General features: G+C 67.7%; 24 protein-coding genes. 16 read left to right on the top strand and 8 right to left on the bottom strand.

The genetic code is table 11. The features are described 5' to 3' along the window. Nucleotides 1–48 precede the first annotated feature (48 nt). The 4 genes from bluB to GPA27_RS16745 all read left to right on the top strand — a co-directional run bounded on the left by bluB (nucleotide 49) and on the right by GPA27_RS16745 (nucleotide 3,895). Nucleotides 49–804: a 5,6-dimethylbenzimidazole synthase gene (bluB, locus tag GPA27_RS16760; protein ID WP_169141703.1), complete on the top strand. Its 756-nt coding sequence runs from the start codon at nucleotides 49–51 to the stop codon at nucleotides 802–804. Between the two features lie 120 nt (nucleotides 805–924). Further along, nucleotides 925–1,944 (top strand): peptidoglycan-binding domain-containing protein, encoded by a 1,020-nt coding sequence (locus GPA27_RS16755; protein ID WP_169141702.1) that lies wholly within the window; start codon nucleotides 925–927, stop codon nucleotides 1,942–1,944. A gap of 166 nt (nucleotides 1,945–2,110) precedes the next feature. Next, nucleotides 2,111–3,175, top strand: coding sequence for a class II fructose-bisphosphate aldolase (gene fba / locus GPA27_RS16750; RefSeq protein ID WP_169141701.1), 1,065 nt, complete (start codon nucleotides 2,111–2,113; stop codon nucleotides 3,173–3,175). A 48-nt stretch (nucleotides 3,176–3,223) separates the two neighbouring features. Beyond that, nucleotides 3,224–3,895 carry a hypothetical protein gene (locus tag GPA27_RS16745; protein WP_169141700.1) on the top strand — a complete coding sequence of 224 codons (672 nt, stop codon included), beginning with the start codon at nucleotides 3,224–3,226 and terminating at the stop codon, nucleotides 3,893–3,895. Between the two features lie 55 nt (nucleotides 3,896–3,950). Here the strand turns inward: GPA27_RS16745 and GPA27_RS16740 are convergent, their stop codons facing one another. Then, a complete protein-coding gene (locus GPA27_RS16740; protein ID WP_169141699.1) occupies nucleotides 3,951–5,816 on the bottom strand; it encodes a diguanylate cyclase in 1,866 nt (621 codons plus the stop codon). Between the two features lie 193 nt (nucleotides 5,817–6,009). Here GPA27_RS16740 and GPA27_RS16735 point away from each other — a divergent pair, with 193 nt between their 5' ends. From GPA27_RS16735 to GPA27_RS16700, 8 genes are all read left to right on the top strand, one after another. After that, a complete protein-coding gene (locus tag GPA27_RS16735) occupies nucleotides 6,010–6,558 on the top strand; it encodes a glutathione peroxidase (protein ID WP_169141698.1) in 549 nt (182 codons plus the stop codon). A 110-nt stretch (nucleotides 6,559–6,668) separates the two neighbouring features. Next, nucleotides 6,669–7,367, top strand: a complete 699-nt coding sequence (locus GPA27_RS16730) for a methyltransferase family protein (RefSeq protein WP_169141697.1) — start codon at nucleotides 6,669–6,671, stop codon at nucleotides 7,365–7,367. 113 nt (nucleotides 7,368–7,480) lie between these two features. Then, the gene (locus GPA27_RS16725) at nucleotides 7,481–10,051 is read left to right on the top strand and encodes a putative bifunctional diguanylate cyclase/phosphodiesterase (protein WP_169141696.1); all 2,571 of its coding nucleotides are present in this window, start codon (nucleotides 7,481–7,483) and stop codon (nucleotides 10,049–10,051) included. A gap of 98 nt (nucleotides 10,052–10,149) precedes the next feature. After that, nucleotides 10,150–10,839, top strand: coding sequence for a YiaD family glycine zipper/OmpA-like lipoprotein (locus tag GPA27_RS16720; protein ID WP_246261183.1), 690 nt, complete (start codon nucleotides 10,150–10,152; stop codon nucleotides 10,837–10,839). A 116-nt stretch (nucleotides 10,840–10,955) separates the two neighbouring features. Continuing rightward, nucleotides 10,956–12,245, top strand: coding sequence for a DUF3422 family protein (locus GPA27_RS16715; protein WP_169141694.1), 1,290 nt, complete (start codon nucleotides 10,956–10,958; stop codon nucleotides 12,243–12,245). A 59-nt stretch (nucleotides 12,246–12,304) separates the two neighbouring features. Continuing rightward, nucleotides 12,305–13,240: a phosphoribosylaminoimidazolesuccinocarboxamide synthase gene (locus GPA27_RS16710; RefSeq protein WP_169141693.1), complete on the top strand. Its 936-nt coding sequence runs from the start codon at nucleotides 12,305–12,307 to the stop codon at nucleotides 13,238–13,240. A 228-nt stretch (nucleotides 13,241–13,468) separates the two neighbouring features. Further along, nucleotides 13,469–14,242, top strand: coding sequence for a DUF2189 domain-containing protein (locus GPA27_RS16705; protein ID WP_169141692.1), 774 nt, complete (start codon nucleotides 13,469–13,471; stop codon nucleotides 14,240–14,242). Nucleotides 14,243–14,510: 268 nt separating this feature from the next. Beyond that, on the top strand, nucleotides 14,511–16,568 hold the full coding sequence (locus GPA27_RS16700) for a M3 family metallopeptidase (protein ID WP_169141691.1): 2,058 nt from the start codon (nucleotides 14,511–14,513) through the stop codon (nucleotides 16,566–16,568). A 46-nt stretch (nucleotides 16,569–16,614) separates the two neighbouring features. Here the strand turns inward: GPA27_RS16700 and GPA27_RS16695 are convergent, their stop codons facing one another. The 4 genes from GPA27_RS16695 to GPA27_RS16680 form a co-directional block, all read right to left on the bottom strand. Then, nucleotides 16,615–16,809 carry a hypothetical protein gene (locus tag GPA27_RS16695; protein WP_211165053.1) on the bottom strand — a complete coding sequence of 65 codons (195 nt, stop codon included), beginning with the start codon at nucleotides 16,807–16,809 and terminating at the stop codon, nucleotides 16,615–16,617. Nucleotides 16,810–17,059: 250 nt separating this feature from the next. After that, nucleotides 17,060–18,163, bottom strand: coding sequence for a nucleotidyltransferase family protein (locus GPA27_RS16690; protein ID WP_169141690.1), 1,104 nt, complete (start codon nucleotides 18,161–18,163; stop codon nucleotides 17,060–17,062). Further along, nucleotides 18,148–18,594 carry an oligosaccharide flippase family protein gene (locus GPA27_RS16685; RefSeq protein ID WP_246261182.1) on the bottom strand — a complete coding sequence of 149 codons (447 nt, stop codon included), beginning with the start codon at nucleotides 18,592–18,594 and terminating at the stop codon, nucleotides 18,148–18,150. Before GPA27_RS16685 ends, GPA27_RS16690 begins: the two co-directional genes overlap by 16 nt. Nucleotides 18,595–18,844: 250 nt before the next feature. Continuing rightward, nucleotides 18,845–19,033, bottom strand: coding sequence for a hypothetical protein (locus GPA27_RS16680; RefSeq protein ID WP_211165052.1), 189 nt, complete (start codon nucleotides 19,031–19,033; stop codon nucleotides 18,845–18,847). A gap of 24 nt (nucleotides 19,034–19,057) precedes the next feature. Here GPA27_RS16680 and GPA27_RS16675 point away from each other — a divergent pair, with 24 nt between their 5' ends. The 4 genes from GPA27_RS16675 (at nucleotide 19,058) to GPA27_RS16660 (ending at nucleotide 21,497) form a co-directional block, all read left to right on the top strand. Next, a complete protein-coding gene (locus tag GPA27_RS16675; protein ID WP_169141689.1) occupies nucleotides 19,058–19,600 on the top strand; it encodes a DUF3617 domain-containing protein in 543 nt (180 codons plus the stop codon). A 159-nt stretch (nucleotides 19,601–19,759) separates the two neighbouring features. Beyond that, a complete protein-coding gene (gene xth, locus GPA27_RS16670) occupies nucleotides 19,760–20,521 on the top strand; it encodes an exodeoxyribonuclease III (protein ID WP_169141688.1) in 762 nt (253 codons plus the stop codon). Between the two features lie 12 nt (nucleotides 20,522–20,533). Beyond that, nucleotides 20,534–21,211 (top strand): Crp/Fnr family transcriptional regulator, encoded by a 678-nt coding sequence (locus GPA27_RS16665; protein WP_169141687.1) that lies wholly within the window; start codon nucleotides 20,534–20,536, stop codon nucleotides 21,209–21,211. Between the two features lie 91 nt (nucleotides 21,212–21,302). Then, a complete protein-coding gene (locus GPA27_RS16660) occupies nucleotides 21,303–21,497 on the top strand; it encodes a YgaP family membrane protein (RefSeq protein WP_169141686.1) in 195 nt (64 codons plus the stop codon). A 75-nt stretch (nucleotides 21,498–21,572) separates the two neighbouring features. On the opposite strand, the gene rsmA is transcribed toward GPA27_RS16660, so the two are convergent. The 3 genes from rsmA to GPA27_RS16645 all read right to left on the bottom strand — a co-directional run bounded on the left by rsmA (nucleotide 21,573) and on the right by GPA27_RS16645 (nucleotide 24,837). Further along, nucleotides 21,573–22,358 (bottom strand): 16S rRNA (adenine(1518)-N(6)/adenine(1519)-N(6))-dimethyltransferase RsmA, encoded by a 786-nt coding sequence (rsmA, locus tag GPA27_RS16655; protein WP_169141685.1) that lies wholly within the window; start codon nucleotides 22,356–22,358, stop codon nucleotides 21,573–21,575. Between the two features lie 166 nt (nucleotides 22,359–22,524). Next, complete coding sequence (gene pdxA, locus GPA27_RS16650) at nucleotides 22,525–23,496, bottom strand: 4-hydroxythreonine-4-phosphate dehydrogenase PdxA (protein ID WP_169141684.1); 972 nt, start codon at nucleotides 23,494–23,496, stop codon at nucleotides 22,525–22,527. 21 nt (nucleotides 23,497–23,517) lie between these two features. Next, nucleotides 23,518–24,837, bottom strand: a complete 1,320-nt coding sequence (locus tag GPA27_RS16645; RefSeq protein ID WP_169141683.1) for a peptidylprolyl isomerase — start codon at nucleotides 24,835–24,837, stop codon at nucleotides 23,518–23,520. Nucleotides 24,838–24,851: the final 14 nt, after the last annotated feature.

Raw genomic sequence — 24,851 nt, 5'->3', positions numbered from 1 at the left:
CGCAAAACTGGTCCGTTCGCTATCCACTGCGCCTCACAAGGGGAATCGATGCAGAGCGCTGCTCCCGGCCAACAGGCCCACCACCATTTCGACGACGCCGAGCGCGCCGCCGTGTATCGCAACATCCTCGCGCGCCGTGACGTGCGCGGCCAGTTCCTGCCCGATCCGGTCGCCGACGACATGCTCGCGCGCATCCTCACCGCCGCGCACTTCGCCCCGTCGGTCGGCTTCATGCAGCCGTGGAGCTTCGTCCTGGTCCGCGACCAGGCCGTGAAGCGGCGCGTGCACGACGCCTTCACGCTCGCCAACACCGAAGCCGCGCAGATGTTCGAAGGCAAGCAGCGCGAGGTGTATTCCGGCCTGCGCCTGCAGGGCATCCTCGAGGCGCCGATCAACCTGTGCGTCACCTGCGACCGCGACCGCGCCGGCCCGGTGGTGATCGGCCGCACGCACATCAAGGCGATGGATCTCTACAGCTCGGTGTGTGCGGTGCAGAACCTGTGGCTCGCCGCCCGCGCCGAAGGGCTGGGGGTGGGCTGGGTGAGCATCTTCCGCCAGTCGGCGATCCGCGAGATCCTCTCGCTGCCCGAGCGCATCATGCCGGTCGCCTACCTGTGCATCGGACACGTCAGCCACTTCCTCGACCAGCCGGAACTGCAGAGTGCCGGCTGGCGCCAGCGCCTGCCGCTCGAGGATCTGGTGCACTTCGACCACTGGGGCGGCGAGAACGAGGATGCCGCCGCCCTGCGCCAAGCCTTGCAGGCTGCTCAGCAGGACGCATCGCGCGGCATCCCGCCCAGATAGGGCAGATGTGCGCCCTGAAAGCGCCCCACCCCGCCTTGCCACGATCGGCTCATCCGCGGCTTGTTTGCACGCCACGTCCGACTATAAAACAGTATCGGACCACGCGCGGAGGACAAGAACATGAACGGAAGCCTCAAGACTCTCGGCCTGATCGCGACCGCCCTGATCTTTTCCGGGTGTGACTCGATGCCGATCAAGATGGGCGATGCGGGCGCCAAGACTCCGGCCACCGGTGCGGCGGGTGGCGCCACGGCGGAAAATGCCAGCGGTCAGCTCGAGCGCTGTGACAAACCCTTTGGCACCGCCGCCGTGGTCGAAGACCAGAACGCCGGCTGGTATCGCATCCTGACCGGTCGGTACCAACTCACATCGACCGTACCGGTCCTGCGCCTGCTGATGCAGCAGTCGAACTGCTTCATCGTCGTCGAGCGCGGCCGCGCGATGAGCAACATGCAGCAGGAACGCGCGCTGCAGCAGAGCGGCGAACTGCGTGCCGGCAGCAACTTCGGCAAAGGGCAGATGGTCAGTGCCGACTACTCGGTATCGCCTGAAATTCTGTTCAGCGAACGCGGGACCGGTGGTCTCGGCGCGGCGGCTGGGGCGGTCGGCGGCGGTGTGGTCGGCGCGATCGTCGGCAGCATGAAGACCAACGAAGCATCGACGATGCTGACACTCGTCGATAACCGCTCGGGCGTTCAGGTGGGGGTCGCCGAGGGCAGCGCAAAGAACACTGATTTCGGGCTCGGCGGCCTGCTCGGCGGCGGCGGCGCGGCAGGGGCACTGGGCGGCTACACGAACACGCCGCAGGGCAAAGTGATCGCCGGCGCATTCATGGACTCGTTCAACCAGATGGTCAGGGCGCTGCGCAACTACACCGGCCAGACGATGGGCGACCGCGGGCTGGGTACCGGCGGGAAGCTCACCGTCGACGGCGCGACCCAGCCGGCCGGCTATTCGGGGGGCACGATCAACCTGCGTGACGCACAACTCAAGCTCAACAAGCTCGGTTTCGATGCGGGCACACCCGATGGCAAGATGGGCGGCAAGACGCAGAGTGCCCTGCGCCAATACCAGACTGAGCGCAACATCCCGGTCACGGGCCGGCTCGACACGGCAACACAGGCCGAACTGCTGAAATAGGCACCGCATGCTGACCGTCATGGCCCGGATTCGTCCGGGCCATTTTGTTACCGGCGTCGTCGCGGGACGCCGGGACAGCCCACCGCCGCCCAACAAACGCTAGAATGCGAGCCAATTCGCAACCCGGCACGTTTCCCGTGCCTGCACTTGATACCGGAGAAGGACAATGCCCCTCGTTTCCATGCGCCAGCTGCTCGATCATGCCGCCGAAAACGGCTACGGTTTGCCGGCGTTCAACGTCAACAACCTCGAGCAGGTCCAGGCGATCATGGAAGCCGCGGCCGAGTGCGACAGCCCGGTGATCATGCAGGCCTCGGCCGGCGCCCGGAAGTACGCCGGCGAAGCCTTCCTGCGCCACCTGATCGACGCCGCCGTCGAGGCCTATCCGCAGATCCCCGTCGTGATGCACCAGGATCACGGCCAGTCGCCCGCCATCTGCATGGGCGCGATCCGTTCTGGCTTCTCCAGCGTGATGATGGACGGCTCGCTGATGGAAGACGGCAAGACCCCGTCCTCGTACGACTACAACGTCGCGGTGAGCCGCGAGGTCGTGAAGTTCTCGCACTCCATCGGCGTCACCGTGGAGGCCGAACTGGGCTGCCTCGGCTCGCTCGAGACCGGCCAGGCCGGTGAGGAGGACGGCGTCGGCGCGGAGGGCACGCTGGACCACTCGATGCTGCTCACCGACCCCGACCAGGCTGCCGACTTCGTCAAGCAGACCGACTGCGACGCGCTGGCGATCGCGATCGGCACGAGCCACGGCGCCTACAAGTTCACGCGCAAGCCGACCGGCGACATCCTCGCGATCGAGCGCGTGAAGGCGATCCACGCACGCCTGCCGAACACCCACCTGGTGATGCACGGCTCGTCGAGCGTGCCGCAGGAGCTGCTCGAGATCATCCGCCAGTACGGCGGCGACATGAAGGAAACCTACGGCGTGCCGGTCGAGGAGATCCAGACCGCGATCAAGTTCGGCGTGCGCAAGATCAACATCGACACCGACATCCGCCTGGCGATGACCGGCGCGGTGCGCAAGTTCCTGTTCGAGAACCCGTCCAAGTTCGATCCGCGCGAATTCCTCAAGCCGGCGCGCGAGGCCGCCAAGCTGGTGTGCAAGGCGCGCTTCGAGGCCTTCGGCTGCGCCGGGCAGGCGAGCCGTATCAAGCCGCTGTCGCTGGAAAAGATCGCCGTGCGCTACAAGTCGGGCGAGCTCACGCAGGTCGTCCGCTAAGACCGTTACCGGCCCGCGCCTTCGGGCGCGGCGCCCATGCGCAGCCCCATGTCCAAGGCAAATCTGAAGCTCACCGTCGGCTTCGAGTTCGAACTCGAAGCGCCCGCCGCATTTCTCGACGGCAGCCACGAGAAGTTATGCAAGGCCATGCAGGAACTGCTCGGCGCGATGGTGCTGCAGGGAATGCCGACCGTCACCGCAAAGCAGCTCGGGAAGGCTGGCATCGCGGTGGTTTCCCACCACCATCACCTCGACGTCCTGAACACCGCGGCTGCGGCCATTCCCCGCGAGGAACTGGTCGCCGCCGGTCCGCACCTCACCGACGACGAGCTAGACCAGCTCGCGCGCCGCTCGGCCGGGCGCGTGCCCCTCGCCGAGGCCGAGCGTGCGCGATTCCTGCGCCGGCATGCGCTCGCACTCGCGGGCGAGTTCCGCATGGTGCCGTGCGTGGTCGGGGCGCGCCTGAACTCGGGCAAGGACGCCACGCTCAACGCGCGGCTGAATCTCACCAACGGCAGCGTGCTGGTGAGCGACCAGGACCGCCAGAGCCGCTTGCAGGCCAACCAGGACGGGCTGGTGGTGGCCATCCAGGGCGCGGACGTGCGCCTGCGCGGCGCCTGTGCCGGACACACGCTGAGCGGCCCGGTGATCGAGGTGGCGCTCAGCGAACTCGCCGCGCACCGCGACGCACTCGTCGCCGTCTGGCAAAAGAACGGCTGAGCCGGCCCGCCGCGCAGCGGACCATCCCCGGGAACACTTCCGCCAGCGCCGCCGCTCAGTACGAGTCGGCGTGCCCTTCCCACATCTCGGACCTGAAGCGAACGACGCGATTGCGGCCGTCATCCTTCGCGCGATAGAGGGCCACGTCCGCGAACTTCACGGTCTGCCAGAAGGTTTCGCTGTCCTCGGGGAACATCGCCAGACCGATCGAGATCGTCTTCTGCAGCACCGCGCCGCCGACCTGGATCTTCAGGTCCGCGACGGTCGCGCGGATGTTCTCTGCGACACGCAGCGCATTCTCCGCCTCGGTTTCCTGCAGGACGATGAGGAACTCTTCCCCGCCGAAGCGGATGACCATGTCCGACGCCCGCACCGAGGTGCGCAGCACCGCAGCCAGCGATTTCAGCACCGCGTCGCCGGCATCGTGGCCGTAGGTGTCGTTCACCATCTTGAAGTAGTCGATGTCCAGCACCATGATCGCCAGCTCGATCTTGCGCCGGCGCGCCGTGGCGACCAGGGTGTCGACGTATTCCTCGAGGAAGCGGCGGTTGTTCAGGCCCGTCATCGCATCGCGCAGCGAGGACTCGCGCAGCGTCTCGGTCAGGCGCTTGGCCTCCAGCACCGGCGCCATCTCGCGCACATAGACGTTCACGTACGGCACCTGGGCATGGAAGCGCGCCGCCTCCGATTCGCGCACGACGAGCTGGACGATACTGCCCACCGCGCCGGACTGCATGATCGGCACGCAATAGTGGCGCCGCGTCTCCCCCGTATCGTCGGGCTGCTTGAACGCATAGCAGATGCCCGGCTGGGTCAGGCCATCGACGGTGTGGCCGGAGCGCTTGGCACGGCACATGTCGCTGCGCACGAGAATCTGCGGATCGCACCAGCGGCACGGGCTGCCCTGCACGCCGTCCACCATGAAGGGTTCCAGCTGCTTCGGCCCGGAGGTCTCGTAAATGGAGAATTCGCGCACGCCGAACTGCTCGGTCAGCACGCGGCCGAAGCGGTCGAAGATCTCGGCCTTGGTCTCGTCCTCCTCGATCGCCTGCTTGAAGCTGGACGCATCGGCCAGGCCGTTGACCATATCGATCGCGACCTCGAGCTGGTTGTCGTCCTGCCGCAGGGTGCGGCCGGTGAGCTGCACGACACGCTGACTGATGCGCGCGAGGCCGTCGTCGAGGAAGGTAAGCAGGTTGTTGGTCTCGCTGGCGATCTGGCCGATCTCGTCGTCGGTGCGCTTTTCCACGCGCCCCTTGAAGTCGCCTTTCAGCGCGCGCTGCACCGCGCGCTCCACCGCCTGCGCGGTCGAGCCGACCGGCAGGATCAGACGCCGGGCGAGAACGATCGAGAGCGCCGCAAACATCGCCATCGTGACGCTGATCCAGGTCACGGTCGTGAGCGCCTTCTCCTTGAGCTCGGTCAGTGACAGCTCCATCGTGACGGCGCCGAGCACCGTACCCTCGCTGACCTTGTGGCACTGCAGGCAGTTCGGGGTGCCGCGCGACGAGGCGGCGAACGGAATGGTGCCGCGGAACACCGAATCGCCGGCTTCGTCGCGGATCTCGTAGCGGGGCTGGCCGTCGGCGAGCACGAGCTTCTCGATCTCGTCCGCGTTCATCTCGCGGTTCATGCCGGCACCGAACTGTTCGTTCACGTGCGTGGAGCGCACGACCCGCGCCGTGCGCAGCCCCTGGACCTCGATCAAGCGGTTGAGGAATTGTTCGCGCTTGTCGATGACCCCCTGAATCATCGACTCGGTCAGATGTACGCGCACGATTTCCGCGGCCGTTCGCACGTGCGCCGTCGATGAGGCGATCGAATAGCTGCGGAAGGCATAAAGGCTGATCAGGATCAGCATCACCAGTGTGCCCACAGCGATGCCGCCGAACAGCAGGGTCATCTTTCGATTCAGATTCATTCGGACTCCGGGGGTGCGCGCCTCCCCGCATGATTGTTTCGCCGGGGTGCAATTATGCCCTGAAAAGCTTTGTAACACCCCACAATGGGGCGCATTCGCGTTGCTCTTGGCATCACCGCTGCGCGCCCGCGACGAACTCGAACCGGACTTCCGGGTCTCAGCGACACCCCAGCCCCCAACAGCGAGAAAACCAATGATCCGCGCACTCCTCGCGGCGGCGTGTGCCGCCCTGCTGCTCCCCGTAGGCGCGTCCGCGGCCGGCCCTGCCGACGGTCTCACCTACCTGGATCACTCCCTGCGCCGGCTGCATTCCGAAGAGGTCGTCAATCTTCGCCAGCGTTACGGCGGCAAGCCGCTGCTGATCGTGAACACCGCCAGCCACTGCGGCTACACGGGACAGTTCAAGGCGCTCGAAGCGCTGCACCGGCAGTACAAGGACCGCGGCCTGATGGTCGTCGGCTTCGCGTCGAACGACTTTCGCCAGGAAGCCGCGAACGAGGCGGAGGCCGCAAAGGTGTGCTTCGTAAATTACGGGGTGAGCTTCGACATGTTCTCGCCGATCGGCGTCAGCGGGGACGGCGCCCACCCGGTGTTCCGCGAGCTCGCGCGGCAGTCGGGCGCGCCGCGCTGGAACTTCCACAAGTACGTGGTGGATCGCAACGGCAAGGTGGTGGCGTCGTTCCCGAGCCGGGTCGAGCCGGATTCCCGCGAAGTTCGCGAGGCGATCGAACGCGCGCTGTAGGAAGGCAGCGCCGCGGCGCCCTGCCCCGCGTCGATGACCGGGGCGGACAATCGTGACATCATCCCGCTCGCCGCGGGATCCGCCCGCATGCGATAGCGCCGAGGCCGCCCATGCACCCTTCCGCCGCACAGCTCGCCACCCTCGTCGCCGCGTGGGCGCTGTACGGGCTGATCCATTCCCTGCTGGCCTCGTTCGCGGTGCAAGGCTTCGTCGCACGCCACTGGCCCGCGGCGACGCGCGGCTACCGGCTGGCCTTCAACGCCCTCGCGGTGCTGCTGCTTGTGCCGCCCGCGTGGCTCACCTTCGCGCTGCGCGGCCCGCTGCTGTGGGAATGGTCCGGCGTCGGCGCCTGGATCGCCAACGCCGTGGCGCTCGCGGCCGTGGCCGGTTTCGCGTGGACGACGCGCCATTACGACATGGGAGGCTTTTCGGGGCTCGCGCAGTGGCGCGCGGGAACCCATCCGCCGCGGCACGACGAAGGACGCCTGCAACTGTCGCCGCTGCACCGCATCGTGCGCCACCCGTGGTACTTCCTGGGCCTGCTGATCCTGTGGACGCGCGACATGGATGCGGCGCGCCTCGCGTCGTCACTGAGCATCACCGCCTACCTCTGGATCGGATCCCTGCTCGAGGAGCGCAAGCTCCTCGCGCTGCACGGCGCCCGCTACGCCCGCTACCGGACAGCCGTCGCCGGGCTGATCCCCCTGCCGGGCCGGTTCCTCACGCGCGCGCAGGCCGAAGCGCTCCTCGCGGAAGGCGATTCCCCCGCCCGGGACAAGGCTTTCCGTAATGGGGACGTGGGAGTATAGTCCGCGGAAATTTCCTTTTTGTTACGCGTTCTTACACTTCGACTCGGGCGTCAGACCGGTCCCCGGCGGTGACCGCGTGCGGCGCCTGCGCGGGACCGGGATCGCCCCACGCAATGACTCCGATCAAGACCATCCGCGGACTCCTGCTGACTGCTGCCGTCGTCTTCTCGACGGCGCTCGCGGTCGCCACCCAGTACGTGGTCTCCAATCTCCACGAGCGCTCGATCCGCGAAGAGGCGATGCGCGACGCGAACACTTTCGCGGAAATGACTTTCCAGTCGATGTTCCAGCTGATGCGTACCGGCTGGACCCGCACGCAGCTCGAGGAGTTCATCCGCGCGATCGAGCGTTCGGTGGACAAGACCAAGCACCAGATCGCGATCTACCGCGCGCCGCGCGTCACCGAACTGTTCGGCGAGATCAAGCAGCGCGAGATGGATGCGGCGATCCTCGAGGTGATCGCGAGCGGCGAGAGCCGCCGCATCGATCAGGGCCCGGAAGTGCGCTTCATCAACGCCCTGCGCGCCGAGGCCGAATGCCGGCAATGCCACACGAACGCGAAGCCCGGCGAAGTGCTGGGCGTCATCGACGTGCGCCAGGACATCCGACCGCTGCTCGAGGCCGGCAATCGCCAGTTCATGTTCGCCTTCGCACCGGTGGTGCCGGTGGCGATCGTGGCGACGCTGCTGATGGTGATGTATATCCGCCGCCGGCTGAACAAGGCGATCGCGGGCTTTGCGACGAACATACGCTCGATCAGCCGGCTGTCCGACCTGAAGCAACTCGAAAACGCTTCGCTCGACTTCGGCTTCAGCGAATTCAGCCCGGTCGTGAGCGAGGTCAGGCAGCTCACCGAGCGCGTGCGCAGCGTGGCCGTCGACAAGGACATGCTCGAGTTCGAGATCCGCCTGCTGGAGAAATTCATCCTCACCTCCGATGTCGTCAAGGACTGGCGCGAGTATGTGAATCGCCTGCTCATCGACATCGATGGCGTGATGCCGGCCTACGCGCTGTTCTCGATCTTCAAGACCGGCGAGGACGTCTTCGACCTCGAGGTGTTCTGGCGCTACGCGCCGTCGACGGAGAGCCGGCAGCTGTTCGAGGAGACCGTGCGCGAATCGCTGCGCCGCAACCCGTACTTCGCCGACGGCTACGCCGTGAGCATCGAGCACAACATCGCCGACAGCTCGCGCAACGCGCCGGAGCTGGTGCGCTGCGACATCGAGGTGCAGACGAAGTCCCTGCTGGTCGAGGCGCCCAAGATCGGCGGCATCGTCGGCATCGGCATGCAGGCCCAGGCCGGCACCGACCCTACACGCTGGCTGGTGGTCGAGAGCATCCTGTCGACGCTGCTGAACGTGGTCGGCTCGGTGAAGGCGATCGACAAGTACACCAAAGACCTCGAGTACTACGCGACGCGCGACCCGCTGACCAACCTCTACAACCAGCGCGTGTTCTGGGAACTGCTCGACAGCGAGGCGACGCGCTCGGGCCGTCACGGCTACAAGTTCGGGCTGCTGATGATCGACGCCGACAACTTCAAGTCGGTGAATGACACGTACGGCCACGGCTTCGGCGACGTGTTCCTGCAGGAGGTCGCGACGACGATCCGTCGTGCGATCCGCGAAGATGACCTGCTCGCGCGCTACGGCGGCGACGAGTTCGTCGCGATCCTGCCCGAGACCGACCTCGCCGGCACCATCGAGGTCGCCCAGCGCATCATCGAAGCCGTGACCGCGCTGGCGATCGAGACCCCGGACAATACGCGCGTGAACGGCTCGCTGTCGGTCGGCATGGCAGTCTATCCGGACCACGCCATCGAGACCAAGGACCTGTTCCTGTTCGCCGACAGCATGATGTATCGCGCCAAGGCCGATGGCAAAGGCCGGGTGGCGATCCCCACCGAACAGGACGTCGTCGAGGTGTTCCGCTCGCTGTCCGAGAAGAGCATGCTGATCCTCGCGGCGGTCGAGGCGCGCGGGGTGATCCCCTACTACCAGCCCATCATCGACCCGAAGACGGGCAAGGTCGAGGCGCTCGAAGTGCTCGCGCGCATCCGTCTCGACGACGGCTCCATCCTGGTCGCCGACGCCTTTGTCGCGATCGCCGAGAAGATGGGCCTGATGCACAAGCTCGATTACATCCTGATGGAGCGCGCGCTCGAGGCCGCTACCGCAGCCAATTACCAGGGCCTGCTGTTCCTCAACATGTCGCCGCGCGCGCTGGTGCTCAACGATTTCGTGCAGGAGACGCGGCGCATCGCCAGCGCGTCGGGCTTCGACCCGTCGCGCATCGTGTTCGAGATCACCGAGCGCGAGACGATCAAGAACATGGCCCTGCTGGAACGCTTCATCAACACCTTGCGGAGCGAAGGCTTCCGTCTCGCGATCGACGACTTCGGCTCGGGCTTCTCCTCCTTCCACTACGTGAAGCGCTTCCCGATCGATTTCCTGAAGATCGAGGGCGACTTCATCCTCGGCATGAAGCACAACGACAAGGATCGGGCGCTCGTGCGCAGCATCGTCGCGCTCGCGCGCGAGCTGGGCATCCGCACCGTGGCCGAGTATGTCGAGGATGCGGAGGTGCTCGACAAGGTCGTCGCCCAGTCGATCGATCTCGCCCAGGGCTATCACATCCAGCGCCCGACGCCATCCATCGAGCAGGCCATCGGCATCGGCACCTGAACCCCGCGCATTTACAATTCGTTATGCTTCCCGGAACCCCGGGCGGGCGGACGCGCTCAAAATAGGGCAGTTCGCTCTTTTCAACCCAGGAGACCATGATGAAAGTTGCATTGATCGTCACGACCCTGTCGATCCTGACGGTCGCAGGCTGTGCGCAGAATCCGTTCTACGGCGAACACGCTCAGACCACCCGCGGAGCGGCCATCGGCGCCGGCGCCGGCGCGATCCTCGGTAACGTCGTCGCCGGTTCGGGCAACCGCACGACGGGTGGCCTGGTGGGCGCTGCGATCGGCGCGACCGTCGGCGGCCTGGTCGGCCGCCAGATGGACAAGCAGGAAGCCGAGCTGCGCCAGCAGATGGCCGGCACCGGCGTTCAGGTACAGCGCCAGGGCGACACGATCCGCCTGCAGGCGCCCGAGAACATCACCTTCGACACCGGCCGTGCCGACGTGAAGCCGCAGTTCCAGCCGGTGTTGACGCGCCTGTCGCAGAGCATCCAGCAGTACCCCGACACCATCGTGCAGGTCGAGGGCCACACCGACTCGACGGGCGCGGCGAGCTTCAACCAGACGCTGTCCGAGAACCGCGCCGAGGCCGTGCGCAGCTACATGACCCAGCGCGGCGTGGAATCGAACCGGCTGATCGCCGTCGGCTACGGCGCGTCGCGACCGGTCGCCGACAACGGCTCGCCGCAGGGACGCGCGCAGAACCGCCGCGTCGAAGTGCTGATCGTGCCCACACAGGCCCAGCAGCCCGGTATGCAGCCCGCGCCCGGCCCGCGCTACTGATCGCACCGGCCTCCTGCAGCCCCGCCCTGCCCGCGGCAGCCATGCCCGGGCACGGCGGGGCTTTCGTTATCGCCCCGCGGTCGCTACCCTAGCGCGTCCAACCCGATTGCCGCGCCATGCCCCTGTTCGACGAATATCCACTCCGCCACAAACTGAACGACGAAGTCCACGCACGCCCCCCGGTCACGCTGGACACGCCGGAATTCGTCACCTACCTCGCCTTCCTTCACGTCGACGGCAGCGCCGAACGCGAGGCGGACCACCTGCGCCTGCTCGCCGAACAGTTCGAACTGGCGCCGCCGGACACCTCGTCCGGGCATGTCTTCCTCGATGCCGGCGGATTCCGCCTGAAGTGGGAACGCCACAACGAATTTACCAGCTACACTTTCGTGCGCCGCATCGACTTCAGCGGCACGAGCGACGACAACCCGCTGCTCGACGTGCCGGCCGCGTGGCGGCGCGAGATCCCCGGCCAGCTGCTGGTCGCCACGCACATCGAGTTGCGCGGCGTCGATGAGGTCGCCCCCGAGACGGTGCTCGCGCAGCTCTCGCCGACCGGCACGACCTCGGTCGCATCGCAGATCGCCGACGGTGCGGGCTGGGTCTTCACGGACTTCCAGATCGCGGACGGCTTCTCGCGCTTCCTCGTCCTCGACGCCTCGCTGACCCCGCGCCAGGCGGGGCGCACGGTGCAGCGCCTGCTCGAGATCGAGACCTACCGCGTGATGGCGCTGCTCGCCTTCCCGGTCGCGAAGGAGGTCGGCCGCTTGCTGGCGCTCGCCGAGGACGAGCTGGCCGACCTGATGGACGCGATGGGGGCGGCGGCCACCCCCGAGGACGAGCGCCACGTACTGGGCCGACTGACGCGACTGGCCGCGCACGTCGAACGTTCGGTCGCGCGCACGACCTACCGCTTCGGCGCAGCGGCCGCCTATTACCGGCTGGTGCGCCAGCGCATCGACGACTTGCGCGAGGTCCGCGTCAAGGGCTACCCGCCGGTGCGCGAATTCATGGAGCGGCGCCTGACGCCGGCGATCGACACCTGTGCGACGGTCGCGCGGCGGCAGGATGACCTGTCGAGCCGCATCGTGCGCAATTCGCAGCTGCTGCGCACGCGCGTGGAGATCGAGCTCGAGCGCCAGAACCAGGAGCTGCTCGGCCAGATGAACCAACGCGCGAAGCTGCAACTGCGCCTGCAGGAGACCGTGGAAGGCCTGTCGGTCGTCGCGATCACGTATTACGGCTCGCAGCTCGTGCAGTACCTCTCGAAGGGCATGAAGGACTATATCCATCCGGCCACACCCGAGGTCGTCACGGCGGTGTCGATCCCGGTCATCGCCGGCCTGGTCGCCCTGGGACTGCGCCGCATGCGCCGCCAGCTCACCGCCGAGGAAGGTGGCCATTGAGGGGTGGCCGGAGCCCAAGCTGTCCTATAATTGCGCTTTGCCCTGAAAGAGTTTCCATCGTGGCCACTCCCCTGTTCGAATCCTCCATCAAGAGCCTGCAGCTGCTCGGGCGCGGCAAGGTGCGCGACATCTACGCCGTCGATGCCGACAAGCTGCTGATCGTCACCAGCGACCGGCTCTCCGCCTTCGACGTGATCCTGCCGGACCCGATTCCGGACAAGGGCCGCGTGCTGACCGCGATGGCGAACTTCTGGTTCTCGCGCCTGGGCCACATCGTGCCGAACCAGCTCACGGGCATCGATCCGGAGTCGGTGGTGGCCGCCGACGAGCGCGAGCAGGTGCGCGGCCGCGCGCTGGTGGTGAAGCGCCTGAAGCCGCTGCCGATCGAGGCCGTGGTGCGCGGCTACGTGATCGGCTCGGGCTGGAAGGACTACCAGGACACCGGCGCGATCTGCGGCATCAAGCTGCCGGCGGGGCTCCAGCAGGCGGCGAAGCTGCCCGCGCCGATCTTCACCCCGGCCTCCAAGGCCGAGGTCGGCGACCACGACGAAAACATCTCCTTCGCCGAAGCGCAGACGCGTTGCGCCGCCGCGCTCGTCAGCGAGCTCGCGGGCACCGGCAAGAACGGCGCCGAGCTCGCCGCGCAGGCGCGCGATGCGGCAATCGCGCTGTACACCGAAGCGGCCAACTACGCTGCGGGGCGCGGCATCATCATCGCCGACACGAAATTCGAGTTCGGCGTCGACGCCGCCGGCACGCTGCACCTCATCGACGAAGCCCTGACGCCCGACTCCTCGCGCTTCTGGCCCGCCGACAGCTACCGCGAAGGCATCAGCCCGCCGAGCTATGACAAGCAGTACGTGCGCGACTACCTCGAGACGCTGACGTGGAACAAGAAGGCGCCCGGACCGTCGCTGCCCGCGGAAGTGATCGCGCGCACCGCCGCAAAGTACCGCGAGGCCTACGAGCGCCTGACCGGCCAGACCCTGGCCTGAGCTCGTAGCGTCCCGTCCGAGGCCCGCCCTTCCCGGCTCCCTGCCGGGGACGGCGGGCCTTTCCGTGCCCGCCGCCCGCCGACCACGGAGACGAAATCGCAGGCCTGCTGCGAAGTGGGTGAACTTGCCCGAACCCGGCCGCTCTAATACTCCACCCGGGGGCTATCCCCATCGCGACCACGCTGCGCGGAGCCGCCCTCTGGTACTTCCAACTCCACGGAGGCTGCCATGGACAAGTCCTACAATACCCTCGACCGTCATTTCACCCTGCCCCACGTCAGGCAGGTCGAAGCCTCGCGACCGCTGCAGTGGCTGCGCATGGGCTGGGACGACATGCGCGCGAACATGGGCGCGAGCCTGAGCTACGGACTGATCTTCGCCGTGCTCGGCTACCTGATCCTCGCCTACGCGACGGACATGCCTTACCTGTTCACGGCGGCGATCTCCGGCTTCTTCCTCGTCGGACCGCTGGCAGCGGCAGGTCTGTACGAGATTTCACGCCGCCACGAGCGCGGCGAAGACGCCGGCTTCGTCGACTCCATCAAGGGGCTGGCACAGCACGGCGACCACCTGCTGTACTACGGGGCCTTTCTCGCCTTCGTGCTGCTCGGCTGGGAGCGCCTGTCGGCGATCCTGTTCGCGCTCTTCTACCACGGCGTTCCGCCGGACATGGCGAACTTCTTCCAGGATGTATTCCTGTCCGGCAACTACGTGCATTTCGTCGTCTCCTACCTCGTTGTCGGCGGTACGCTCGCCGGCCTCGTGTTCGCGCTGTCCGTGGTGTCCGTGCCGATGCTCATGGACCGCAGCAGCGACATGGTGACGGCGATGATGACCAGCGCCCGTGCGGTCGGCTTCAACCTCGGCGCGATGGCGGTATGGGCGGCGCTGATCGTGGTGCTGATCGGGCTCGGCTTCGCGACGATGATGATCGGGATGGTGGTGCTGCTGCCGCTCGTCGGCCATGCCACGTGGCATGCCTACAAGGATCTGGTCGAGTAAGCGGGCAGGATGCCGCCCGAACGCCGCGTGGCGGGATACGCCTGCGGCTCCTCCCGCCCTACATTCCTGGCCTGTGACATGCGTAATGGACCAAGGACTTCATAGGGTGGGAGGAGCGAAGCGCATCCCGCCAATCCCGGCATCGGGTCGCGCGCACGCTTCCCGGCGCAGCCCATGCGGTTAGAATGACCGGCCGGAACTGCGCGCGCCTGACTCGCTGCGCGCTCCCGTCCATTCCAGAACGATCATTGCGCCAGCCGAGAAACGCATGCCCAATCCCCTGCTCGATTTCACCAGCCTGCCGCGCTTCGACGAAATCCGTCCTGAGCATGTCGCCCCCGCGATCCGCCAGCTCATCGACGAGAACCGCGCGCTGATCGCGGACCTCATCGCCGACCCGGCGCCGCCCACGTGGGCCAACTTCGTCACGCCGCTCACCGAGGAAGGCGAACGCCTCGGCCGCGCGTGGGGCGTGGTCGGCCATCTGCACAGCGTGATGGACGTGCCCGAGTGGCGCGAGGCGTACAACGCCCTGCTGCCGGAGGTTTCCAGCTTCTACGCCGACGTCGGCCAGAACCTGGAGCTGTTCGAGAAATTCCGCCAACTCTTCAACAGCGCCGAGTACGACCAGCTGCCGCCGGTACGCCGGCGCATCATCGACCACGAGCTGCGCGACTTCCGCCTGTCCGGCGCGGAGCTGCCCGACACCGACAAGCCGCGCTTCAAGGCGATCCAGGAGGAGATGTCGGCGCTCGCGGCGAAGTTCTCCGAGAACCTGCTCGACGCGACCAACGCCCACGCCGAGTGGATCACCGACGAGGCCGAGCTCGCCGGCCTGCCCGACGACGCGATCGACGCCGCGCGTGCCGCGGCCGAGCGCGATGGCCAGCCGGGCTGGAAGTTCACGCTGCAGATGCCCTCCTACCTGCCGGTGCTGCAGTACGCCGACAGCCAGGCGCTGCGTGAGCGCATGTACCGTGCCTATGCGACGCGTGCGTCCGAGCAGGGCAAGCCCGAGCTCGACAACGGCCCGCTGATCGGGCGCATCCTCGCGCTGCGCGCCGAAGAGGCGAAGATGCTGGGCTACTCGAACTACGCCGAGGTGTCGCTGGTCGCGAAGATGGCGGAGTCGCCCGCACAGGTGCTCGACTTCCTGCGCGAGCTCGCGGCCAAGGCGAAGCCCTTTGCGCAACGGGATCTCGCCGCGCTGAAGGATTTCGCGCGCACCGGGCTGGGCCTGGACCCGCTGCAGCCGTGGGACGTCGCCTACGCGTCGGAGAAGCTGCGCCAGGCGCGATATGCGTTCTCCGAGCAGGAGGTGAAGCAGTATTTCCCCGAGCCGAAGGTGCTCGAAGGCCTGTTCGGCGTGATCCGCAGCCTGTACGGCGTCGACATCGTCGCCGAGGAGGCGCCGAAATGGGATCCGAGCGCACATTTCTTCCGCATCGAGAAGGCGGGCGAGACGGTCGGCCATTTCTACCTCGACATGCATGCGCGCGAGACCAAGCGCGGCGGCGCGTGGATGGATTCGGCACGCAGCCGCTATTCGAACATGCGCGGCGTGCAGACACCGGTCGCCTACCTGGTGTGCAATTTCCCCGGCCCGGTGGGCGGCAAGCCGGCGACCTTCACCCACGACGACGTGCTGACCCTGTTCCACGAATGCGGCCACGGCCTGCACCACCTGCTGACGCGCGTCGATGACCTGGCGGTGTCGGGCATCCACGGCGTGGAATGGGATGCGGTGGAGCTGCCGAGTCAGTTCATGGAGAACTTCTGCTGGGAGTGGGACGTGCTGTCGGGCATGACGGCGCACGTGGACACCGGTGCACCGCTGCCGCGCGAACTCTTCGACAAGATGATCGCGGCGAAGAACTTCCAGGGCGGCATGCAGATGGTGCGCCAGCTCGAGTTCTCGATGTTCGATCTGCGCCTGCACAGCGAGCCGGATGCATCGACCGGCCCGGTGCCGGTCGAGCAGGTGATGGCGCTGCTCGACGAGGTGCGGCGCGAGGTCGCGGTGATGTTCCCGCCGGCCTGGCACCGCTTCCCGCACAGCTTCTCGCACATCTTCGCGGGCGGCTACGCGGCGGGCTATTACAGCTACAAGTGGGCGGAGGTGTTGTCGGCCGACGCGTTCGCGGCCTTCGAGGAGGCCGGCGCCGGCAAGGGCACGCTGCTCGATCGCAACACCGGCGAGCGCTTCTGGCGCGAGATTCTCGCGGTGGGCGGCAGCCGCCCGGCGCTGGATTCGTTCAAGGCCTTCCGCGGGCGCGAACCGCGCGTCGATGCGCTGCTGCGCCACAACGGCATGGTGGAGGCGTAACGCCCCGACGGGGGCGCTGCGCTACAGCGCTCCCGCTCCCGCTGGGTCACTGCAGCGCAGCGTGACCTTCGAACACGCGGTCCTGCACGTGGACGGGAACGCCGCGCTCGGTCATGTTCATTCGCGCGTTCGCCAGACTCCCACCGCGGGCCAGATACTGGATGATGGTTTCGACGTATTGGCGCATCACCCAATCCACGCGCATCTCGGTTCCATGGTATTCCACGATCGCGATCTCCATGCGGGACGCCGGAACTGTTCAAGGACTGATGACCAGTCCCCCCTGATAAGTTGGAAAGCACGATTCACGCCACGCACGCGAACCAGTCATATTTACAAAGACATACGGTCGCATGCTGCAGTTCCCGCGACAAATGTGAAATAAGATGTAAAGACGGCCGACGCGGCAGCGGCCCGCCGTGGGGAGATCGCGGCATCGCCGCCGGCCGGGCAGCCGCATGTCGTACCCGGCCGATCCGCGCGCTAGAGGCTCAGGCCCGCGCGTCGCCCCAGCGCAGTTCGGTGCGGTCGTCGCCGACGTAGAGCGTTTCGCCCGAGCGGTCCACGCAGTACTGCGGCGAGAGGATCTTCTCGCTGAAGCGCTGCCCTTCGCCGACCCGCGTGTATTCGAACAGGATGCTGCGCTCGACCCGCGACCCGGCGCGCAGATGGCTGCCGTGGCCGATCCAGGTCGGGCCGATGACCGATACGCCGGGGTCGATGCGCACGCCGGAGCCGATGTAGACGGGGCCGACGACCTGCACGCTGTCCCATTCGATCGAGGTGTTGAGGCCGACCCACACGCCGGGCCGGATCTCGGTGCCGGGCATGTCCATCTGCGCGATCTCGCCGCGCAGCACGCGCTGCAGCACGGCCCAGTAGTCGGTGAGGCGGCCGATGTCGATCCAGTTGAAGAAGCGGGTCTGGGCGTAGAAGGGGCGCTCCTCGGCGACGAGCAGCGGGAAGAGCTCGCTGCCGATGTCGAATTCGCGCCCCGGCGGGATCAGGTCGATGGCTTCCGGCTCGAAGATGTAGATGCCGGTGCTCGCGAGGGTGGACTTCGCGGCTGCGGGGCTGGGTTTCTCTTGGAAGGACTTCACGCGCCCGTTCGCATCGGTGACGACGACGCCGTAGTTCTGCACCTGCTCGCGCGGCACTTCGAGCGTGACGACGCTCGCGAGCGCCTTCTTGTGGCGGTGTTCGTCGAGGGCGGCGCGGATGTCGAGGTCGATCAGCGCGTCGCCGCAGATCACCAGCGTGGTCTGGTCGAAGAAGCCGCCGAAGTCCTGGATGCGGCGCATGCCGCCGGCCGAGCCGAGCGCCTTGGGCACGATCTCGCCGTGGTCGCGCACGCCCTCGTAGGAGTAGCCGATCTCGACGCCCCAGCGGTGGCCGTCGCGGAAGTAGTCCTCGATCTTGTGATGGTTGAAGGCGACGTTGATCATGATCTCCTTCACGCCGAAGCGCGCGAGATGTTCGATCAGGTATTCCAGCACCGGCTTGCCGAGAATCGGCACCATCGGCTTGGGCACGTTCTTTGTCAGCGGACGCACCCGCGTGCCCTGCCCCGCGGCCAGAATCATTGCTTTTGCCATAGCGACACCTCTCTCATGGATGAAAAGGAAGCCCCGCCGCGCGGCGCACGGCCGCACGGTCGCGGGGATTGAAACGGGAACGGCTCAGGCGCGCCCGATGCCGAAATACTCGATGCCCTCGTTCCCGAGCGCCTGGCCGAGCTGCTGGGCGGCGAGCGCCCCGTGGCCGTGGCCGCGCAGCGCGAGCGTGACCCCGGCGGCGAGGCCCAGCGCCTGGCCGCCGACGTCGGCGGAAGCCAGGCGGCCGAAGCGCATGTCGCGGTTGAGCTCGGGGCGAGCGCCTGCACAATCGGTTGTAGCGCGGGCTGTGCGTAGAAGGCCCCGATCGCGGGCGCCGCCGCGAACACGGTGAGCGCGAGCAGCAGGCCGATCGCGCTGTTGATCCAGAAGAGGTTGCTGCGCTGCTGGGGCGAGACGCTGCGTGCCTGCATGGCGGCTGCCGACAGGCCGAAGGCGCGCGAGCACTTCGCCGATGCCGACGATCGCCGTGACCATCGCGAGCAGGCCATAGTCGCCCGGCGACAGCAGGTGCGCGAGGACGACGATGCCGCCGAACTGCAGCAGGATCTTGCACGCCTGCTCGCCCATCGCGAGCAGCGCGCCACATGCCGCGAGACGGCCCAGGCGCGGGGTGACGGCGGCAGATGCGGGCGTGGCCGCGGAGACGTTGCCGGTGCGCATTCAGTCCCCGACCGGCTCGCCGCGCAGCGCGGCGATGTAGGTGCGGTGATGGCGCTCGCCGGCGTCGCTCAATTCTCGGCGCGAGAAGTCGGGCATCGGCGTGCGCGAGGCGTTGCGCACCTGCCACAGCGCGCCGAGCGACAGGCCCGCGACGACGAACGCGAAACCAACCGCGCCGCGCGCCGTCAAACCGCTGTTTCACGAATCCCGACCATGACCCCTGCCCGCTACCGCCCCCTCCTCCTCATCGCCGGCCTGGCCGCGACCGGCATCGCCGGCGCCGCACAGCCGACGGACATCCGCCCCGGCCTGTGGGAATTCCGCTCGACCCGGCTCAACATCGCCGGCCTGCCCGACATGTCCGCGCAGATGGCACAGGCCCAGCAGTACCTCCGCGGCCTCCCCCCCGACATGCGGCGCATGGTCGAGCAGCAGATGGCCGCACGCGGCGTCAGCCTCGGCAACGACGGCACCGTGCGCAGCTGCATCACCCCCGCACAAGCGAAATCCGACACCATTTTCTCGGGCAAGACCGAAGGCAACTGCACCCTCGACAAGGTCGTGAAATCCGGCAGCACCGTACGCGGCCACCTCACGTGCACGCACCCCACCGCCACGGGCAACTTCGAAGCAAACGTCCACACACCCGAACACTTCACGACGCGGGTGCATATGAATTCCCAGCGCGGAGACATGCAGATGGACACCGACGCACGCTGGCTCGGAGCCGACTGCGGCGCGCGGCGCGAAGGCTAGCGCTCTGCTTCGCCAGCGCCGCGCCGAGGTGGCGACTCAGCCAGGCGACGCATATCGCCACAGGATCGGCCACGTCGGGCAGAATGCCGGCATTGTCGGTACCACGCCCTCGTGGCGCGCCGGCCCGCGGGAAACCGCCATCCGACTGCCAACACACCCATGAAGATCGCCACCTGGAACGTCAACTCCCTCAAGGTCCGCCTGCCCCACGTGCTCGACTGGCTCGCCGCCAACCGGCCCGACGCCCTGTGCCTGCAGGAGCTCAAGATGGAGGACAAGGCCTTCCCCGCCGCCGAACTCGAGGCGGCCGGCTACCGCGCGGTGTACAACGGCCAGAAGACCTACAACGGTGTCGCGATCCTCAGCCCGCACGCGTCGGGTGAGACGACGCGCGACATTCCAGGCTTCGCCGACGAACAGAAGCGCATCATCGCCGCGACCATCGGCGGCGTGCGCATCGTCAGTGCCTACTTCCCCAACGGCCAGGCCGTCGGCTCCGACAAGTTCGAATACAAGCTGCGCTGGCTCGCCGCCCTCACCGAGTGGCTGCGCGACGAGATGAAGGCCCACGAGCGCCTCGTGCTCGCCGGCGACTTCAACATCGCCCCCGAAGACCGCGACGCCCACCCCGACTGGAAGGAAGAGATCCACGTCTCGCCGCCCGAACGCGCCGCATTCGCCGCACTGACGGAACTGGGCCTCGCCGACGCCTACCGTCTCTTCGACCAGCCCGAGAAGAGCTATTCGTGGTGGGATTACCGCATGGGTGCGTTCCGCCGCAACTTCGGCCTGCGCATCGACCACATCCTCGTCTCGCCGGCGCTGCGCGAAAACTGCCGCGCGTGCACGATAGACAAGACGCCGCGCAAGCTCGAACGCCCATCCGACCATGCCCCGGTGGTCGTTGAACTCGCCCTGTAGGCGCCACCCGCCATGAGCACGCCGACTCACGATACCGCCCTCGCCGCCGCACGCTACCCGATAATCGAGGCGCTGCCCGAAGCCGCGCGCCTGCGCCTGCTCGCGGCAGGCCGCTGGGCGCGCGTGCCGGCCGGCACCCTGCTGTTCGACGACCATCAAGCCTGCGAAGGATTTCCCTTCGTCGTCGAAGGCTCGGTGCGCGTCGTCAAATGCGCGCCGAACGGCCGCGAGCTGCCGCTGTACCGCGTCACGCCGGGCGAGACCTGCATCATCTCCTCGTCCTGCCTGCTCGGGCACGACGACTACAACGCGCGCGGCATCGCCGAGACCGACACCGTGCTGCTGATGCTGCCCAAGCCCGAGTTCGACGCGCTGCTCGCCGAACCGGCCTTCCGCAGCTTCGTGTTCCACCTCTTCGCCGAGCGCATCGCCGACCTGATGCAGCTCATCGAGGAAGTCGCCTTCCACCGCCTCGACCAGCGCCTCGCCGCCCAGCTCCTCGGCAAGGGGCGCCTGCTGCACGTCACGCACCAGCAGCTCGCCGACGAGCTCGGCAGCGTGCGCGAGTTCGTCAGCCGCCTGCTCAAGGGCTTCGCCGCGCAGGGCCTGGTGAAGCTGTCGCGCGAACAGATCGAGATCCTCGACCCCGCAGGCCTGCGCCGCATCGCGAGCGACGGCCGGCAAACCTGAACGATCATTGCTGTGTAACCGAGGTTACAGACCGGCGGGCCGGCGAGTGTTGAAATACGCTCGCAAACCTAGACAACCCCCGGAGCAAATCATGAATGCAAACGTCGGCGGCATCGACAAGATCCTTCGCATCGTCGCGGGCCTGATCCTGATCGGTCTCGCGATCATGGGCATCGGCGCCCCCTGGACCTGGATCGGCGTCGTCCCCCTCGCCACCGGCCTGATGGGCTGGTGCCCGGCCTACTCGATCTTCGGCGTGAACACCTGCCCGATGAAGAAGGCCTGAACGTCCTTCGCGACATCGCAAAAAAAAGCCGGGGCGACCCGGCTTTTTGTCGTCTACCGCCCCGATCCGCCCGAACTAGGCCGAGACGCCCTTCTTCGCGACGTGGTTCGCGATATTGACGTAGTCGGTGACGCTCAGCCGCTCGCCGCGCAGCCCCGGATCCACGCCCAAGGCCGCAAAGTCCTGCTCGTCGAGGAAATCGCGCAGCGTGTTGCGCAGCGTCTTGCGCCGCTGCCCGAAGGCCGCCGCGACGATGCGGCCGAGCAGCGCCTCGTCCTGCGCACCGAGCTGGTCGGGCGGCAGCGGCACCATGCGCACGATGCTCGAGGTCACCTTCGGCGCGGGCCGGAACGCCCCCGGCGGCACGTCGAACAGGCGTGCCATGCGGAAGCGGTACTGCAGCATCACCGACAGCCGCCCGTATTCCTCGGTCCCCGGCTCGGCCACCATGCGCATCACGACCTCCTTCTGCAGCATGAAGGTCATGTCCGTGACGCTCTCGGCGAAGGACGCGAGGTGGAACAGCAGCGGCGTCGAGATGTTGTACGGCAGGTTGCCCACCACGCGCAGCGGCGCCCCCAGGGTGCCGAAATCGAACTTCAGCGCGTCGCCCTCGTGGATCGTCAGGCGCTCCGGCGTGTAGCGTTCCTTCAGGCGTGCGATCAGGTCGCGGTCGATCTCGACCACGTGCATGTGCCCGAGGCGCTCGACCAGCGGATCGGTCATGGCCGCGAGACCCGGGCCGATCTCGACGATGGTGTCCCCCACGGCAGGGCGGATCGCATCGACAATCTTGCGGATGATGTTGGGGTCGGACAGGAAGTTCTGCCCGAAGCGCTTGCGCGCGTGATGCTCGGTCATCGATGTCTCTATAGGTTGTCGGCGACGCCGAAGCGACGGTGCTTCCGTGATGCAGCCCGCGCGACGGCGGCTTTCGGGCCGAGGCGTCCGCCCCGCGCCAACGAGGACCGGAAGCCGCCGTCGCGCGGGCGGGTCGACCGGCACTCAGGTTGAAAGAATTCGGCTGTCAGCCGCGTGCGCCCGCCATCGCGATCGCGAGCTCGACCGCCGCGAACAGGCTGCCCGGATCGGCCTTTCCCGTTCCGGCGAGATCGAGTGCGGTGCCGTGATCGACCGACGTGCGGATGATCGGCAGGCCCAGCGTCACATTCACGCCACCGCCGAAACTCGCGTGCTTCAATACCGGCAGGCCCTGGTCGTGGTACATCGCCAGCACCGCGTCGCCCTGCGCCAGCGTGTGCGGCACGAACAGCGTGTCGGCAGGCAGCGGCCCGGCGAGCTGCATGCCCTCGCCGCGCAGCTTCTCCAGCACCGGCGTGATCACCTCGATCTCCTCGCGCCCCATGTGGCCGCCCTCGCCCGCGTGCGGATTCAGGCCGGCGACGAGGATGCGCGGCGCCGTCAGGCCGAAATGCCGCACCAGGTCGCCGTGCAGGATGCGCAGCGTCGCCTCCAGCAGCTCGCGCGTGATCGCCGCCGGCACCGCCGCGAGCGGCAGGTGCGTCGTCGCGAGCGCAACGCGCATGCCGCCGCCCACCAGCATCATCACCACCAGCGGCGTGCCGGTATGCTCCGCGAGATACTCGGTATGCCCGCTGAAGGCCACGCCGGCGTCGTTGATGACGCCCTTGTGTACCGGGGCGGTCACCATCCCGGCGAACTCGCCGCTGCGGCAGCCCGCCAGCGCGCGATCGAGCAGCGCGAGCACGTAGGGGGCGTTCGCCGCGTCGAGCGTGCCGGCACGCGCCGGCACGGCCAGCGGCACATGCAGCACTTCAAGTGCGTTCGCCGGCGCCGCAGCGCGTGCGGAATCGAAGGGCACGACCGCGACGCGGCCAGCGGCGCGCTCGCCGATCAGCCCGATGTCGCCGAGGACGACGGTGCGCACCGGCCAGTCGCGCCCGGCCAGATGCGCGCACAGCTCGGGACCGATGCCGGCCGGCTCGCCACTCGTGACGGCGAGGACAGGCAAGCTCATGGGCAGCCCCGGCACGCCGGCTTACTCCTTCTCCATGCGGTACTCGACGTAGGTGCGGTCGCGCAGCTGGCGCAGCCATTCCTCGTAGGCCTCTTCGGCCTTGCGCTCGCGCAGGGCGTTGCGCGCGGCGGCGCGCTTGCGCTCGTCGGTGACGTCCTGCATGCGGCGCTCCTCGACCAGGATCAGGTGCCAGCCGAAGGGTGACTTGATCGGGGGGCTGACCTCGCCCGGCTTCAGCCCCTCCATCGCACGCTCGAACTCGGGCACCGTGTCGCCCGGGTTGACCCAGCCGAGGTCGCCGCCCTTCGCTGCCGACAGGTCGGCCGAATTCACCTTCGCCAGCTCCGCGAAGTTCGCACCGTTGACGACGCGTTCGCGCAGGCCTTTCAGGCGGCTCTCGGCGTCCGCGTCGGTCACGATCTCGGAGGTGCGGATCAGGATGTGGCGCGCACGCGTCTGCTGCATCTGCTGCAGTCCCGCCGCCGCCCCGCCGCGGCGCTCGACGAGCTTGACGATGTGGAAGCCCGCCGGGCTGCGAATGACCTTGGACACCTCGCCCGGCTGCATCTGGCGCACGGCATCCGCGAACAGCACCGGTAGACGGTCGCGCCCGCGCCAGCCGAGATCGCCGCCGCTCAGGCCGTCCGGCGCGTCGGAATACGACGCCGCGATGCGGCCGAAATCCTCGCCCGCGCGCAGGCGCTCGATGACGCTCTCGGCGCGCGCAAGGCGCTCGGACTGCAGCTGCATGGTTGCGCCTTCGGGCACGCGCACGAGGATGTGGGCGACGTGGAACTCCTCGCCCGACAGCGCATCGGCGTTGTTCGCGAGGAAGTTCTCGATCTCCGCATCGGTGACGACGACGCGGCTGTCGACGTCGCGTTCGCGCAGCCGTGTGAGGAGGATCTCGGAGCGGATCTGGTCGCGGAAGCGGTTCCACGTGATGCCGTCCTTCTCCAGCGCCAGGCGCAGGTCGGTCATGCTCATGCGGTTGTTGTCGGCGATGCGGCCGATCGCCCGCTCCAGCGTCGCGTCGTCGACCTTGAGCGAAGTCTCCGCGGCCAGCTGCTGTTGCGCGCGCTCGAGCACCAGCCGCTCGAGCACCTGGCGTTCGAACACCTCGGCCGGCGGCAACGCCGTGCCCTGGCGGGCGAGCTGGCGCTGCGCCTGCTGGACGCGCTCGCGCAGCTCCAGCGTGGTGATGACTTCGTTATTGACGACGGCGACGATACGGTCGACCGCGACCGGGCGCGCAGGCGCCGCATGCGCGGGAAGCAGCGCGGGGGCGCCGGCCAGGCCGAGGACCAGGGCGATGCACAGGCGCGAGGGAATTCGGATCATGTTCTGTCGTGGTG

Source organism: Aromatoleum toluolicum, assembly GCF_012911005.2.
GTDB classification, from domain to species: Bacteria; Pseudomonadota; Gammaproteobacteria; order Burkholderiales; family Rhodocyclaceae; genus Aromatoleum; species Aromatoleum toluolicum.
This window is presented reverse-complemented; position numbering and strand designations above follow the sequence as displayed.